The organism is Pseudomonas sp. SDO5271_S396 (assembly GCF_054071795.1).
In genome coordinates this window covers 17,886-33,556 of sequence record NZ_JBSVWB010000038.1, presented here as the reverse complement: position 1 = coordinate 33,556, position 15,671 = coordinate 17,886, and the positions used below count along the sequence as shown (strand labels likewise).

12 protein-coding genes are annotated in these 15,671 nt (G+C 64.0%); 9 read left to right on the top strand and 3 right to left on the bottom strand.

Annotated elements, in window-relative coordinates:
• Positions 1-88 precede the first annotated feature (88 nt).
• Positions 89-1,525, bottom strand: a complete 1,437-nt coding sequence (locus tag ACW9IN_RS22310; RefSeq protein ID WP_457367838.1) for a serine hydrolase domain-containing protein — start codon at positions 1,523-1,525, stop codon at positions 89-91.
• A 24-nt stretch (positions 1,526-1,549) separates the two neighbouring features.
• Positions 1,550-2,464, bottom strand: coding sequence for a LysR substrate-binding domain-containing protein (locus ACW9IN_RS22305; protein ID WP_457367837.1), 915 nt, complete (start codon positions 2,462-2,464; stop codon positions 1,550-1,552).
• A gap of 377 nt (positions 2,465-2,841) precedes the next feature.
• On the opposite strand from ACW9IN_RS22305, the gene ACW9IN_RS22300 reads away from it, so the two are divergent.
• The 9 genes from ACW9IN_RS22300 to ACW9IN_RS22260 all read left to right on the top strand — a co-directional run bounded on the left by ACW9IN_RS22300 (position 2,842) and on the right by ACW9IN_RS22260 (position 15,198).
• Positions 2,842-4,404, top strand: a complete 1,563-nt coding sequence (locus ACW9IN_RS22300; protein ID WP_457367836.1) for an ABC transporter substrate-binding protein — start codon at positions 2,842-2,844, stop codon at positions 4,402-4,404.
• A 2-nt stretch (positions 4,405-4,406) separates the two neighbouring features.
• Positions 4,407-5,348, top strand: coding sequence for an ABC transporter permease (locus tag ACW9IN_RS22295; RefSeq protein WP_457367835.1), 942 nt, complete (start codon positions 4,407-4,409; stop codon positions 5,346-5,348).
• Complete coding sequence (locus ACW9IN_RS22290) at positions 5,345-6,223, top strand: ABC transporter permease (RefSeq protein ID WP_457367834.1); 879 nt, start codon at positions 5,345-5,347, stop codon at positions 6,221-6,223. Before ACW9IN_RS22295 ends, ACW9IN_RS22290 begins: the two co-directional genes overlap by 4 nt.
• Positions 6,220-7,863: an ABC transporter ATP-binding protein gene (locus ACW9IN_RS22285; protein ID WP_457367833.1), complete on the top strand. Its 1,644-nt coding sequence runs from the start codon at positions 6,220-6,222 to the stop codon at positions 7,861-7,863. The genes ACW9IN_RS22290 and ACW9IN_RS22285 overlap by 4 nt, the downstream gene beginning before the upstream one ends.
• Positions 7,864-7,975: 112 nt before the next feature.
• A complete protein-coding gene (locus ACW9IN_RS22280; RefSeq protein ID WP_457367832.1) occupies positions 7,976-9,229 on the top strand; it encodes an OprD family porin in 1,254 nt (417 codons plus the stop codon).
• 146 nt (positions 9,230-9,375) lie between these two features.
• Complete coding sequence (locus ACW9IN_RS22275; protein ID WP_457367831.1) at positions 9,376-10,494, top strand: succinylglutamate desuccinylase/aspartoacylase family protein; 1,119 nt, start codon at positions 9,376-9,378, stop codon at positions 10,492-10,494.
• Positions 10,495-10,650: 156 nt separating this feature from the next.
• Positions 10,651-11,844, top strand: a complete 1,194-nt coding sequence (gene rocD, locus ACW9IN_RS22270) for an ornithine--oxo-acid transaminase (protein ID WP_457367830.1) — start codon at positions 10,651-10,653, stop codon at positions 11,842-11,844.
• The gene (gene acnA, locus ACW9IN_RS22265; protein ID WP_457367829.1) at positions 11,841-14,492 is read left to right on the top strand and encodes an aconitate hydratase AcnA; all 2,652 of its coding nucleotides are present in this window, start codon (positions 11,841-11,843) and stop codon (positions 14,490-14,492) included. The genes rocD and acnA overlap by 4 nt, the downstream gene beginning before the upstream one ends.
• Entirely contained in the window at positions 14,485-15,198 is a 714-nt protein-coding gene (locus tag ACW9IN_RS22260) for a transporter substrate-binding domain-containing protein (protein ID WP_457367828.1), read from the top strand. Before acnA ends, ACW9IN_RS22260 begins: the two co-directional genes overlap by 8 nt.
• Here ACW9IN_RS22260 and ACW9IN_RS22255 read toward each other — a convergent pair.
• Positions 15,184-15,546 carry an NUDIX hydrolase gene (locus ACW9IN_RS22255; RefSeq protein ID WP_457367827.1) on the bottom strand — a complete coding sequence of 121 codons (363 nt, stop codon included), beginning with the start codon at positions 15,544-15,546 and terminating at the stop codon, positions 15,184-15,186. The genes ACW9IN_RS22260 and ACW9IN_RS22255 overlap by 15 nt on opposite strands.
• Between the last annotated feature and the right edge of the window lie 125 nt (positions 15,547-15,671).

The following is a 15,671-nucleotide window of genomic DNA, read 5'->3' as shown; positions in this document are numbered from 1 at the left end:
GCAGGCAAGCCAGCTCCCACAGAGGAAGGTGATGCCTTGCGATCTGTGGGAGCGGGCAAGTCGAAGCGTCGAACCGCCGCTCCCACATTCAGTTCGGTGTTGTGCCTGTTAATACTGCCTGCTCGCGCTCCGCACTGTTGACGTTGACAGTGCGGGCGAAGCTCACGCCATCGCCTTCAAACACGCACACCACCCGATCCCGGAACGCGGTCTGCGGGTAGATCCAGGTCATTTCCAATGTTTGGGCATCCAACCAGCGTGCACCGGCGACGATCTGCGCATCGTGGAATTCATAGCCATGGTGCAACGCCCGGCCCGGCAGGCTGGTGAGGCCGCTGAGCCAGTGCTCGATGCCCACTTGCACGCGGTGGGTGGTGTGTTCGTCGGTGAGTGCGAAGGTCAGCACATCGCCAGCAACGTCGAACGACAATTGCTGCACGCCCAGGCTGTTCGGCGCCATCGTGAATACCCGTGTCGAATCCCCAGGTGCGGCACAGGCCGAGACCAATGCCGGACGCTCGGCCATGCTTGCCAGGCGCCGCTCCAGCCGGGCATCGGCCTCGGGGTTGATGCACGGGTCAGCACCCAACACCGCAGGGAAATACCGCTCGATAAACGGCACGATTTCAGCCGAGTTCTTCATGCCGCCCACCAGGACCAGGGTTGCGTTCTGTTCGCGGTACACCGCTGCCATTTGCACGAATACCCCCAGGGCGCTGAACGCCGGGCGCGGTTTCATCATCCAGTGGTAGCCGTAACGGCTGTCGGGCCCACCCTGGGGCTGGGTCGCGGCCTCGACCCAGGCCGCCGGCAGGACTTGTCGGCCTTCCCAAACGCCATTTTGTGCGTGCAGCACCGCCAGCTTGAGCGCCGCCGACACCGGCGCCGTAAGGCCGTTGCCGCCGGGATTCACCCCGTCGGGGCCGATATCCCAGGTTTCGTTGTGAATGGCCAGCGGCTGGAACAGGCGCGGCTTGAGGTACTGGTGCAGGGTTTGCCCGGTGACGCGGTTGATCAGCGCCGAGAGCATATAGCTGGCCGCGCTGGTGTAGACGTATTCGGTGCCGGGCGCATAGGCCAGGGGAATCTTGAAGAACTCGGCGATCCAGCTAGTGGCGATGCCGCGCCACACCGAGCCGGAGGTGTTGCTGGCGTGGCCGGTGCGCATGGTCAGCAGGTGTTCGACGGTCATGTCGGCCAGGCGCGGGTCGGCGTCGGGCGGCACGTCGTCGGGAAAGAAGCTCACCAACCGGTCATCAAGCCTGAGCAAGCCTTCGTCGATGGCCAGGCCGATGGCGCAACCGGTGAAGCTCTTGGCCATGGAGTGCAGCACGCGGGGCTCGTTGGGGTCCACCGGCCAGGTCCAGCCTTCGGCGACCACATGGCCATGGCGGTGCAGCATGAAACCGTGCAGGTCGAGGCCGGCGGCCTTGACCTCGTCGAGAAAGGCAATCAGGCGGTCGGGGTCCACACCCACGCTGCTGGCGCTGGCGCGGGGCAAACCGTCATAGGAAATCGGAGGCATGAAGGGGCTCGCGGGTAGGGTGGCTCAACGGCTGCGGTGCACCAGCCGGGAGTAGGAAATCAGCATGCTGGTCAGCTCCTGGCTGACCCCGGTAAGGGGCGCGGAGCGGCGGCTGATCAAGCACACATCACGCGGTGCCAGCGGCTCGTCGATGGCGATGGTGGTGAGTGCGCTGGAAAACAGTTTCATGCCCGGCAGCATGCGCGGTTCGATGGTCAGGTAGTCGGTTTCCGAGACGATGTGCAGGGTTTCCAACAGCGAATCGGTGGTGATCGCGATCTTCGGCGGCGCCAGGCCCTGGGTGCGGAACAGCTGGACCAGGCGGTTTTCCGCACCGCCGATCACGCCGGTGGAGCGCACGCTGATCCATTGGCAGTCCACCAGTTCCTGGACCGACCTGGCCTGGGCCAACGGGTGGCCCTTGCGCGCAATGATGCCGGCGCTGGAGCTGTAGAGGCGGTCGATGGACAGGTCGATGTCGGTGACGTTCGGCGCCAGCGGGCACAGCACGAAATCCAGGCGGCCATCGCGGACTTTTTCCACCAGGCCCTTGGTGGTGCCGCTGGCGACGTGCACCTGGATGCGCGGGAAGCGTTGGGTGAAGTTGCTCAGCACCGGCACCAGCAGTTCGGCCAGGGGCTCGGAGGTGACACCCAGGTCGATATGGCCTTCGGGTTCGCCTTTCCAGGGTTGCAGGTCGAGTACCGCGCGTTCGCAGTCGAGGGTGATGGAGCGCGCGCGTACCAGGAACACCTCACCGGCGGCGGTCAGGTTGATGCCCTGGTTGGAGCGCTGCAGCAGCACTACGCCCAGTTCCTTTTCCAGGCTCTGGATCGACTGGGTCAGGGTGCTTTGCGCCACATCCAGCTGACGAGCCGCCGAGCGGAAACTGCCTTTTTCGACCACGGCGCAGAACGCACGCAGATGGGTGAGAGTCATGGACGACGGCCTCGTTTGGAATCGATTGAACCCTTGAATACCGGCCAGCTTATCTGATGGCTCCTGGTGCGCACAGATCGGTTTTATCGATCAGGTTCATTATTTTTGAACGCCTGCAAACGCCGCCCGGGCCTGATTTTTCGGTAGGCTGGGGGCAGGGCGGAGGATGCTTGGCAGGTGATCGGAAAAGCCGAGCCTGATCACCTGGAGCGTTCTTCTCAAGCTTGCCGGACCGGGCATAAGATCGGTCCAGGAACATTCGCCAACCGTGACGGCGACTAAAACAACAACAACTATCCAGGTGTTCGGCCGTGCCTTTCTTTGGGTCCTGCCAGCGTCCGAACCCAAGCGTAAGGATCATTTAAGGTGCATTTATCATGAACAAGACTTTAATCCTGGCAGGCGCCTTGTCTGCGGCGCTGATGGGCACTGCCCACGCAGAAAGTGTATTGAAGGTGGCGCTCAATGCCGACATCCGCAGCACCGACCCGGGTGTGAACCGTGACACCAACTCCGATGCGGTGATCATGCACATCACCGAAGGGCTGGTGGCCTTCCGTGAAGACGCTACCGTCGGCCCTTTGCTCGCCAAGGACGTGCAGGTGTCCGACGACGGCTTGCGCTATACCTTTCATCTGCGCGACGGGGTGAAGTTCCAGAACGGTCAGCCGCTGACCTCCGCCGAGGTGCTATGGACCTGGAAGCGCTTCCTAGACCCCAAGACCCAATGGCGCTGCGCACCTGAATTCGATGGCCATGGCGGCGCGAAGATCGTCGACATGAGCGCCCCGGACCCACTGACCGTGGTGTTCACCCTCGACAAGCCCAACGGTCTGTTCCTCACCAGCACCGCGCTGCCTGAATGCGGCGGCAGCGGCATCCTGAGCCCGGACTCGCTCAACGCCGACGGCAGCTGGAAAGCTCCGGTCGGCACCGGCCCGTTCCGCCTGGGCGACTGGAAGCCCGGTCAATATGTAGAGCTGTTGCGCAATGCCGGCTACACCGCCCGCGATGAAAAAGACCCCGACGGCTATACCGGCAACAAAACCACCACGCTCGACCGTGTGCGCCTGCTGGTGATCCCGGACCCGGCGGCGGCCAAGGCGGCATTGCTGTCGAAGAACGTTGACCTGCTGATCGACGTCACCCCACTGGACGCCACTGAACTGGCGGCCCATTCGAATGTGCGGGTGACCTCCAGCGGCACCATGTCGGTCAATGCCTTGCTGTTCCAGACCCGCGATCCGTTGCTCAAGGACGTGCGCCTGCGCCAGGCCATCGCCCATGCCCTGGACTCCGCGCAAATCGTCGAAGCCCTCACCGGCGGCCGTTCCAGGGCCAACAACTCGATGGTCGCCAGTGGCAGCCATTACCACACCGCCGTCGAGGACCTGGGGTTTGCCTTCGACCCGGCCAAGACCGCGCAATTGCTGCGCGAAGCTGGCTACAAGGGGGAGCCGATCAAGCTGATCGTCAACAAGCGCTACGCGGCGATCTTCGACATGGGCGTGTTCGTGCAAGCCATGGCCAAGGCCAGCGGCATCAACCTGGAGCTGGAAACCCTGGAGTGGGGCACCCAGCTGGAGCGCTACCAGAGCGGCAACTACCAGATGATGGCGTTCCCGTACTCCGAGCGCCTGGACCCGGCGCTGAGTTTCGACTCGATGACCGGCGACAAGGACAAGGAAACCCGCAAGGTCTGGGACAACCCCCAGGCGCGCGAATGGTTGCGTGAAGCCCAGCGCGAAGGCGACGTGAACAAGCGTCAGGCGCTGTTCGATCAACTGCATCGGCAGATGATCAAGGACGTGCCGATGATCCCGATGTACAACGGCAACGCCATCGCCGCCAGCCGTGACTACGTCAAGGGCCTGCGCACCTGGCCGGTGTCCAAGCCACGCCTGTGGACCGTCAGCGTCCCCGCTTCCGGGAGCAATTGAGGATGTTTCGTTTTATCTCCCAACGCCTGGCGATGTCGGTTCCGACCTTGCTGCTGATCTCGCTGATGGTCTTCGCGATCATCCGCCTGGTCCCGGGTGACCCGGCGTTGCTGATGCTCGGCGATATGGCCGACGCCCACAGCCTGGAAGTGGCGCGAGCCTCCCTGGGCCTGGACCAGCCGTTGCCGGTGCAGTTCGTGATCTGGCTCAAGGCGGTGCTCAGCGGTGACCTCGGGCATTCGATCACCACCAACGAGGCGGTGCTGCCGCTGATCCTGGATCGTTTCCAGGTCAGTGCCGGGATTGTGCTGGTCTCGGTGTTGCTGGCGGCCTTGATCGCGGTGCCGGCGGGCTTGCTCGCGGCGTGGAAGCAGGACAGTGCGATGGACTTCGGCGTGGTCTCTACCGCCACGCTGTTGCTGTCGATCCCGAGCTTCTGGCTGGGCCTGCTGTTGCTCTATGCATTCGGCATCAAACTGGGCTGGCTGCCGGTGGTGGGGTATGTGTCGTTCGGCCAGGCGCCGTGGCAGGCCCTGAGTTTTGTGGTGCTGCCGATTGTCACCCTGACCCTGGTGGAGCTTGGCGCGATTACCCGCATGGCCCGGGCCAGCGCGATTGAAGTGCTGCGCCTGGAGTACATCACCCATGCCCGCGCCAAGGGCCTGTCGGAACGCGCCGTGTTGTGGCGCCATGCGCTACGCAATTCGTTCGCCCCGACCCTGACCCTGATCGGCCTGATCCTTGGCAACCTGCTCAGCGGCATCGCGGTGCTCGAAACCGTGTTCACCCTGCCGGGCATCGGTCGCCTGATGGTCGACGCCATCTATGCCCGGGACTATCCGGTGCTGCAAGGCTGCCTGCTGCTGGTGACCTTTGTCTATGTGCTGGTCAACCTGTTGGTGGACCTGCTGTACCCGCTCTTCGACCCCAGGGTTAAGTTATGAATAAGCCGCTTCCTGTTGCACCCGAGGTGCTGTTGCCCGCACCGGGGCGTGCCCCCAGGGCCTGGCGTGTGCCGCCGTTGAATGCGCTGATCGGTGCGTTCCTGCTGGCCTTGCTGTTGACCATGGCCGCCGTCGGCCTGGTATGGACACCCCACGATCCGCTGGCGCTGAACCTGCTGGCGCGGTTGCAGGCGCCTACCGCTGCGCACTGGCTGGGCACCGATGAATATGGCCGCGATGTATTGAGCCGCCTGATGATCGGCGCGCACACCAGCCTGTGGGTGAGTGTGTTGACTGTGAGCATGGCGATTGTCGCCGGCACTTTTCTCGGTTTGCTCTCCGGCTTCCTGCGCGGCTGGGTCGACCGTGGCCTGATGATGGTCAACGACGCGCTGCTGGCGTTCCCCGGCATCCTCTTGGCCCTGGGCCTGATGGCGATCATCGGCCCGAGCCTGTACGGCATCGTCTTCGCCCTGAGCCTGGCCTACACGCCATCGGTGGTACGGGTGGTGCGCGGCACGGTGTTGTCGCTGCGTGAAAAAGAGTTCGTCGAGGCCTCGCGGGTGATCGGCAATTCGGAGCTGTACACCATGCTGCGCCACATCGCGCCGAACTGTGTGGCGCCAGTGTGCGTGCTGGCTACCAGCATGTTCGGCTGGGCGATCCTCGCGGAAAGCTCCCTGAGCTTCCTGGGGCTGGGCGTACCGCCACCGGCGGCGACCTGGGGCAACATGCTCGCGGCCAGCCGGCCGTACATCGCCACGGCCAGCTGGCTGGGGCTGTTTCCCGGTGTCTGCATCGCCATGGCGTTGCTGGCCTTCAACCTGTGTGGCGACGCCTTGCGCGACCGCCTTGACCCACGGATGAGTAAATGACCATGACTGACGTACTGTTGGCCGTCGATCACCTGAAAATCCGCATCGGTTCCCACGGCCCGCTGGCGGTCAATGACCTGAGCTTCACCATTGCCCCCGGTGAAATCGTCGCGCTGGTGGGGGAGTCGGGCAGCGGCAAGACCATGGCCGCCCGCGCCGCCATCGGCCTGTTGCCACCGCCGCTGGAACACTGCGGTGGCCAGGTGCGGTTCCAGGGCCATGACCTCAATGCACTCCAGCCCGAGCAACTGCGCGCACTGCGTGGCGCGAAGATCGGCATGGTGTTCCAGGAGCCGATGGTCTCGCTCAACCCGTCCATGAGCATCGGCGAGCAGATGGCCGAGGGCCTGCGCCTGCATACCCAAATGACGGAGGCGCAGATCCGCGAGCGCAGCCTGGAGATGCTCGGCCATATCGGCATCAAGGACGCCGAGCGTTGCCTGGCGGCGTTTCCCCATGAGTTCTCCGGCGGCATGCGCCAACGCATCATGCTCGCCTCGGTAATGCTGTTGCGTCCGGCGCTGCTGATCGCCGACGAACCGACCACCGCGCTCGATTGCCTGGCGCAACTGGACGTGTTGAAGCTGATGCTCGATCTGACCCGCGAGCAGGGCACGGCGATTCTGTTTATCAGCCATGACCTGTCGCTGGTAGCGCGTTATGCCGACAAGGTGGTGGTGATGCGCGAAGGCCGCGCGGTGGAGCAGGGCAGCATCGAACAGATCCTGCTGGCGCCCAAGGCCGAGTACACCCGGCAACTGCTGGAAGCCTTGCCGCGTCGGGGTGAGCTGACACCATTGCCCCAGGCCGAGCGGCCTTTGCTGAGCGTCAAGGACGTGTGCATCGAACACCCGGGGCCGCGCAGCCTGTGGGGACGCACCGCGTTCAAGCGCGTGGTGCATTCGGCCAACCTGACCATCGCACCGGGGGAAACCCTGGCGCTGGTGGGCGGCAGCGGTTCGGGCAAGACCACCCTGGGCCGGGCGATAGTCGGCCTGAACAAAGCCTGTGCCGGCGCCATCGAGTTCGAAGGCGTGGACATTCTCAAGTCCGGCAACCGTGAGCATCGCCTGCAATGCCAGATGATTTTCCAGGACCCGTACTCGTCCCTCGACCCGCGCATGAAGATCGGCGATATCCTCGCCGAGCCCTTGCGTCACGTCCCCGGCATGACTGCGGAACAGAAGCGTGAGCGGGTGGCGAAAACCCTGCTGGATATCGGCCTGGCCGAGCAATTCGTCGACCGCTTCCCCCATCAGCTTTCCGGCGGTCAGCGCCAGCGTGTCGCCATTGGCCGCGCCCTGGTGCGCCACCCGCGATTGGTGATTGCCGATGAGCCGATTTCGGCGCTGGACATGACCATCCAGAAGCAGATTCTGGAGCTGTTCGAACGCTTGCAGGCCCAGTACGGCTTTGCCTGCCTGTTTATCTCTCACGATCTGGCGGCGGTGGAGCGTATCGCACACCGGGTCGCGGTGATGAGCGAGGGCAAGGTGGTGGAAATGGGCGCTCGCGACGAGATCTTCGACCGCCCGCAACACCCCTACACCCGCAAGCTGCTGGCCGCCGCCAGCCCCTTGGAGAAACTTGAAAACGGTGGCTACCGCATCCGCCAGGGCCCCGTGCCGCTAGCGCTGTAACCCAGGACTGACTTCACCCGCCGCGCAAATCCCGGATTTGCGCGAACGGCGAAGCCATGCCCGAAGAACAATAAAAACACCCCCCAACCCCCAACTGCCAGGAGCTAAAAAAATGAAAAAAACCCTGACTCAACTCATCACCGGCGTCGGCGTCGTGAGCAGCGGGATGGTCCCGTTCGCCGCCCAGGCCGACTTCATCAAGGACAGCAGCGGCACCCTGGAATTGAAGAACTACTACTTCAATCGTGACTACCGCGAAGAGGCCAGCCAGTCGGTGCGGGCCGAATGGGCCCAGGGCTTTCTGCTAGGCATCAAGTCCGGATTCACCGAGGGCACCGTGGGCTTCGGCCTGGACGCCATCGGCATGCTCGGCTTGAAACTCGACTCCAGCCCGGACAAGTCCGGCACCGGTCTGCTGCAACGCGACAGCGACAAGCGTGCCTCTGACAACTACTCCAAGCTCGGTGTGACCGCCAAGGCGCGCCTGGCCAAGAGTGAGTTGCGCGTGGGCTACCTGGTGCCGGATTTGCCGACCCTGCAACCCAATACCAGCCGGCTGTTCCCGCAGTCGTTCAGCGGTACCCAACTGGTGTCCAACGACATCACGAACCTCAAGCTCAGCCTCGGCCAGCTTGACCAGGCCAAGGACCGCGACTCCACCAACTACGAAGACATGAAGCTGACCACTGTCAGCAAGGTCTACAAAAGCACGGCCCTGAGCGACCAGTTCCGCTTCGCCGGCGGCGACTACTCGCTGACCCCCAACACCTTGCTCAGTTACCACTATGCGCAACTGGACAGCATCTACCACCAGCAATACGGCGGCTTCAAGAACAGCTTCGGCCTGGGCCCCGGCACACTGAAAACCGATGTGCGTTACTTCAAGGCCGACAAGGACGGTGCGGGCCTGGCGGGCGATGTCGACAACCGTGCGCTGAGTACCCGGTTGACCTACCAGTACGGCGGGCACAGCCTCGGCGGCGGCTTCCAGCGCCAGTTCGGCACCACGCCGTTCACCTACCTGGACGGGTCCATCACCTACCTGTTCACCGAGTACCAGTTCAGCAACTTCACCCAGACCAAGGAACAAGCCTGGCACGCGCGCTACGAGTACAACTTTGCCGACCTGGGCCTGCCGGGTCTGCTGTTCGGGGTGAAATACGCCAAGGGTGATTCGGCCGAAGTCGTCGGTTTCAATGGCGAAGGCCGTGAATGGGAACGTGACCTGGACATCAGCTACGTGGTGCAGAACGGCCCGTTCAAAGGTGTGTCGATGCGTTGGCGCAACGCCCTGGCCAAGGGCAACTTCTACAACGACGTCAACGAGAACCGCGTGCTGCTGGGGTACACCCTGGCGCTCTGGTAATTGACCGCTGCGGGAGCGGGCTTGCCCGCTCCCACACTGATCGGATTATCAGATCGAGATAGCTGTAGCCGCCCTTACGGACGATCACCCGGTCTCGTTAGTATTTTTCTCAAGGTCCATCACTCGAATATCGAGATTTCCGGTTTATGAAACTTAATCAACACCCTTTGCTGCAAGCGACACCGGGCACCCACAGGTATGTGGACAGTGAGCATTACGGCGCGGCGGGTGCAGGTCGAAAAATCTATATTCAGGCTGCGCTGCATGCCGATGAAACCCCGGCCATGCTGGTGGCCGCGCACCTGCGTCGGCAACTGGCGGCGCTGGAAAATGCCGGCCGCCTGAACGCGCAGGTGGTGCTGGTGGCGGTGGCCAACCCGACCGGTCTGGGCCAGTACATCATGGGGGCGCCCAGCGGGCGCTTCGAACTGGGCAGCGGGCGCAACTACAACCGGGGTTTCCCGGTGCCGTATCAGGCCATCGCCGATAAGGTGGAGCATCGGCTCGGTCAGGACATCCACGCCAACCGCGAGCTGATCCGCCAGGCCTGGGGCGAATGCCTGCGCGCCGCCCAGCCGATGGATGAATACCAGTCGCTGCAACAGACCCTGATGCTGCTGGCCCACGACGCCGATATCGTGCTGGACCTGCATTGCTCCCGCGAAGCGGCGATGCACCTGTACACCGGCGAAGCGGTGTGGCCGACCATCGAGCCGTTGGCGCGCTATATCGGCGCCGAAGCCACCTTGCTCGCCACCGACTCACAGGCCAACTCGTTCGATGAAGCGCTGTACCTGTTGTGGGTCAACTTGCGCGAGCGCTTCGGCGAGCGTTTCCCGATTCCGGACAGCAGCATCGCGGTGACGGTGGAACACCGGGGCCAGCGCGATGTGTCCTATGAACTGGCCGAGCACGACGCCACGGCCATCATCGATTACCTGACTCACCTGGGCGCTATCGAAGACACGCCGCGCCCGCTGCCGGCGCTGCGCAGCCCGGCCACGCCACTGGCCGGCAGCGAGCAGTTTTACGCGCCGAGTGCCGGGGTGCTGGTGCACCGCGCGGCGGTTGGCAGCCGCATCGAGGCGGGGCAGGCGCTGTTCGACATCGTCGACCCCCACAGCGGCCAGACCGTCACGGTCAGCAGCCAGACCACCGGTGTGTTGTACATGCGCCGCGATGTGCGCTTCGTGAAGCCGGGCGACCCGCTGGGCCGGGTCTCCGGTGCCACGCCGATTCGCAGCGGAAAACTCTTGAGTGCGTGATGTGTAACGCAGTCCAACTGTGGGAGCTGGCTTGCCTGCGATAGCGGTGGGTCAGTTAATGAATCGGGTGACTGATCGGCCGCATTCGCGGGCAAGCCCGCTCCCACAGTTGATCTTCATTGTTTATTTGATTTTTATCAGGCAGGACATTTCTCCATGCATTCCAACCCGGCAATCACCCTCGAAAACCAATTCTGCGCCCATAACTATTCGCCGCTGCCGGTGGTCATCGTCAAGGGCGAGGGCGTGTGGGCCGTTGGCGATGACGGCAAGCGCTACCTGGACATGATGTCGGCGTATTCCGCGGTCAGCCACGGCCATGTGCACCCGCGTATTCGCGCGGCGGCGGTGGCGCAGATCGACAAGATCAGTGTGGTGTCGCGGGCGTTCTACAGCGAACCGCTGGGCAACTTCCTCAAGGCGCTGTGCCGTATCACCGGGTTTGATTCGGTGCTGCCGATGAACAGCGGCGCCGAGGCAGTGGAAACCGCGATCAAGGCCGCGCGGCGCTGGGGTTATCGGGTCAAGGGCATTGCCGCGAACCAGGCCAGGATCGTGGTGGCCGACAACAATTTCCACGGGCGTACCTCCACCATCGTCGGCTTCTCGTCCGAGCCGGACTACAAGGCTGATTTCGGCCCGTTCTGCAACGGTTTCACCGAGGCGCGCTTCGGTGATATCGAGAGCTTTCGCCAGGCGATCACCGCCGACACCTGCGCGGTGCTGATCGAACCGATCCAGGGTGAGGCCGGCATCCGGGTGCCGCCTGCCGGTTTTCTGCGTGAGCTGCGCCAGTTGTGCGATGAAACCAACACCTTGCTGATCCTCGACGAGATCCAGTCGGGCCTGGGCCGCACCGGCAAGTGGTTTGCCTTCCAGCACGAAGGCATTCGCCCGGATGCGCTGATCCTGGGCAAGGCCCTGGGCGGCGGGATCATGCCGGTGTCGGCGTTCGTGGCGGACCACTCGGTGATGGACCTGTTCGATGCCGGCAGCCACGGCTCCACCTTCGGCGGCAACCCGCTGGCGGCGGCGGTTGGTCTGGAAGCCTTGAATGTGCTGGAGGAGGAAGGCTTGATCGATAACAGCGCGAACCTGGGGCAGTACCTGGTGGAGCGTCTGGTGGCGATGAACGCGCCGGCGATTCGCGAGATCCGCGGGCGCGGCTTGTGGGTGGGCGTGGAGCTGGACCGCGATGCGCGGCCACTCTGTGAGGCGCTGCTGGCCGAAGGCGTGCTGACCAAGGAAACCCACGAAAATGTGCTGCGCATCGCGCCGCCGCTGTCCATCACCCGTGAGGAACTGGACTGGGGCCTGGCGCGCATCGAGCAGGTGTTTGCGCAACTATGAAGGATCTACTCAATCACTTGGCCGTCGATGGGCAGCGCTACGCCTATATCGATTTGCACAAGCTGCTGGCCCCGGCGCAGTTGCAGCGCTTGCCTTATGCGGTACGCATTTTGCTGGAAAACATCGCCCGTTGTGCCCCGCAAGCGCTGCCGACGGTACTGGCGCGCGCCACGGGCAGCGGGCCGGACTGCGAGGTGCCGTTCCAGCCCAATCGGTTGATGTTCCACGACACCACGTGCCTGCCGGCCCTGGCGGACTTCGCCGGGATGCGCGACAGCGTGGCGGAACTGGGTGGCGACCCGCAGGCGGTGAACCCGTCGATCCCGGCGGTGCTGACTATCGATCATTCGGTGATCGTCGAGCACTACGCCGAAGCCGGTGCGGTGGAAGCCAACCTGGACATCGATTTTCGCCGCAACAGCGAGCGCTATCGCTTCATCAAGTGGGCCCAGGCCAGCCTGGACAATTTCAAGGTGATCCCGCCGGGGACGGGGATCATCCACCAGATGAACATGGAGGCCGTCGCCCAGGTGGTGTGGGAAACCCCGACCGCCGACGGCGTGCTGCTGCACCCTGACTGCATGGTGGCCACCGACAGCCACACGCCGATGATCAATGCCATCGGCGTGCTGGGCTGGGGCGTCGGCGGCCTGGAGGGGCAGGCGGCGATGCTCGGCGAGCCGGTGCCGATCCCGTTTCCGCAGGTGGTGGGGATTCGTGTCAGCAACGCCTTGCGCGCTGGCGTGACCGCCACCGACCTGGCGCTGACTGTCACCGAGTTGTTGCGCCAGCGCAGCATGGTGGGCAAGTTCGTCGAGTTCTGCGGGCCTGGTTTGTCGAACCTGAGTTGGGCGGCGCGGGGTACCGTAGCGAACATGGCGCCGGAGTATGGCGCCACTGTGGTGTTTTTCCCGTTCGATGACGAGACCCTGAGGTACCTGGCGTTGAGCGCACGGCCGGCGCCGCTGCTGGCCAAGGTGTCGGCGTATATGGCGGCGCAAGCATTGTGGCGCCAGGACGACGCGCCGCAGCCGCAGTTCGATGAGTTGATCGAGCTTGACCTGGCGTCGGTGGAGCCCAGCGTCGCCGGGCCTCACCAGCCCCATCAGCGCCAGTCGCTGGCGCAGGCGGCTGCGTCGTTTCACCGGCATGTGCAGGGCGAGCCGGGACGGCAGTTTATCCAGCCCGGGTTCAATGCGCCGCTGACCCATGGCGCGGTGGTGATGTCGGCGATCACCAGTTGCACCAACACCGCCAACCCGGCGCAGATGATCCAGGCCGGGTTGCTGGCGCGCAATGCGCGGGCGCGTGGCGTTGGGCGCAAGCCGTGGGTGAAGACGTCGCTGTCGCCGGGGTCGCGGGTCGTTGCCGATTACCTGGAGGCGGCGGGGCTGCTGGAGGATTTTGCCGCGCTGGGTTTTGACCTGGCGGGCTTTGGCTGCATGACCTGCATCGGCAATTCCGGCAGCCTTGAGGCGCATGTAGAGGCCTTCGCCGAGCAAGGGCTCAAGGGCGTGGTGGTGCTGTCGGGCAATCGCAATTTCGAAGGGCGGGTCAACCCGAAAGTCCCGGCGGGCTACCTGGCTTCACCGGCACTGTGCGTGGCTTATGCGATTGCCGGGAGTATCGATATCGATCTGTCCGCCAGCCCGTTGGCGCTGGATACCCACGGCAAGCCGGTGTACTTGCACGAGTTGATGCCGGGCGATGCCGAGGTGGCGGCGCAGGTGGCGCAGGTCGTGCGCCCGGCGTTGTTCCGGCAACGCGGTGAAATGCTCTGGCAGGGCACCCACCATTGGCAGGCGTTGGAGGCTGATGGCAGTGTGCAATTCGCCTGGGATGCGGACTCCACTTACTTACGTCGCCCGCAGTACCTGGCGGATGTACACGCCTTGCCGCAGGCGCATTTGTCGGTGAGCAACGCCCGCGCGCTGGTGGTGCTGGGTGACAACGTCACCACTGACCATATCTCGCCCGCCGGGACCATCCCGGCCAATAGCCTGGCCGGAGCCTGGTTGCGTGAGCGCGGCGAAGCCGAGGCGGACTTCAACCAGTATTCGACCCGGCGCAGCAACCATGAGGTGATGGTGCGCGGCGCCTTCACCAACCCGCGACTGACCAACCTGCTCGACCCCACGCAAGCGCCGCGCCAGGGTGTGTGGGCGTGGAACGCCGACCACAGCGAGTACCAGCCGCTGTACCTGGCCGCACAAAGCTACGCAGGCACGCCCACGGTGCTGTTTGCCGGCATCAACTACGGCGCCGGCTCCAGCCGCGACTGGGCGGCCAAGGTATTGAGCCTGCTGGGGATCAAGGTGGTGGTGGCGCGCAGCATCGAGCGCATTCACCGCAGCAACCTGATCGGCATGGGCGTGTTGCCGCTGGTGTTCGCCGAGGGCGCTTCGGTGCAGGACGTGCAGCTCGACGGCAGTGAGCGGTTGACGTTCCTGGGGCTGGACAACCTGAAGGTCGGCGAAAACCCGATCACCTTGCAGGTCGAGCGCGCTGATGGACGCGTCGCCGAGCGCCTGTTGGCGCTGCGCCTCGACTCGCAGCAGGAGCTTGGGTACCTTGAGCACGGCGGGGTCTTGCCGTTCGTGATTCGCAAGACCGTGCAACGGACTCGTCAAGGAGCGCTCGATGGTTGATCCCCGTGTCATGCAACAACTGGCCCCTGATGGCGTGCTGCGCGCCGCCATCAACTTCGGCAACCCGGTACTGGCGCAACGCGGTGCGGGGGGCGAGCCGCAAGGGGTTTCGGTGGAGCTGGCCAAGGCGTTGGCCGACGCATTGGGCGTCGAACTGGAATTGGTCACCTTCGAGGCGGCTGGCAAGGTCTTTGCCGCCTTGGCCGAGGATGCCTGGCGTGTGGCATTCCTGGCGATCGAGCCGGTGCGCGAACAGGAGATCGCCTTCAGCGCACCCTACGTGGAGATCAAGGGCACCTGCCTGGTGGCCAAGGATTCACCGCTCACGCATGTCGCCCAGCTGGACGCACCGGGTCGGCGCATCGCTGTCGGCCAGGGCGCCGCTTATGACCTGTATTTGAGCCGTACGCTCAAGCATGCGCAGCTGGTGCGCGCGCCCACGTCGGCAGCGGCGGTGGACTGGTTTGTCGAGCAGGAACTGGACGCGGCGGCGGGCGTGCGGGATTTCCTGCGTACCCAGGTCAGCGCGCAGCGGCGCCTCCTGGACGATGACTTCATGACCATCCGCCAGGCCATGGCGGTACCGGTGGCGCACGCAGCCGCGGCCGCGTTCGTCAGATCCTTTGTCGAACGGCAGAAGGCCAATGGTGGGGTCAAGCGAGGGTTGCTGGCCAGCGGCCAGAGCGCTGAGTTACAGGCGACGTAGGAAGGCTTTGACGATGTGCCGGGTGGCGTCGGTGGTGTCCAGTTCATCCATGGCGTCATAAGGATGCCACTGGCAATCGACTATTTCGTTGCAAGGTTTTGCATCGGCAATGTTCACCACCGACGCTTCGAACACGTGGTGAACGGTGTCGCGGGCTTTCAATTCCTGCAAATACAGCAAGCCGTCCACGTTCAATCCGGTCTCTTCTTCCAATTCGCGTTCAGCCGCGCCGACCGCGCGTTCATGGCGTTCGACCTTGCCCCCCGGCAACGCCCATTTCGATCTGGCCTTGCGCACGAAGAGGATATGCCCCTCGTGTTCGCAAATGACCGTGGCCCTTGTTTTCATCGTGTTTGCCCCCGCACGGGATGAATGTCACAAAAGTGTAATGCAATTGTCATGCTCAGTGGTTATGGCGCGTGGCGGTGGGGATGTGGATACTGCCGGATTGATGAAAACGGACGAGGAGAGCA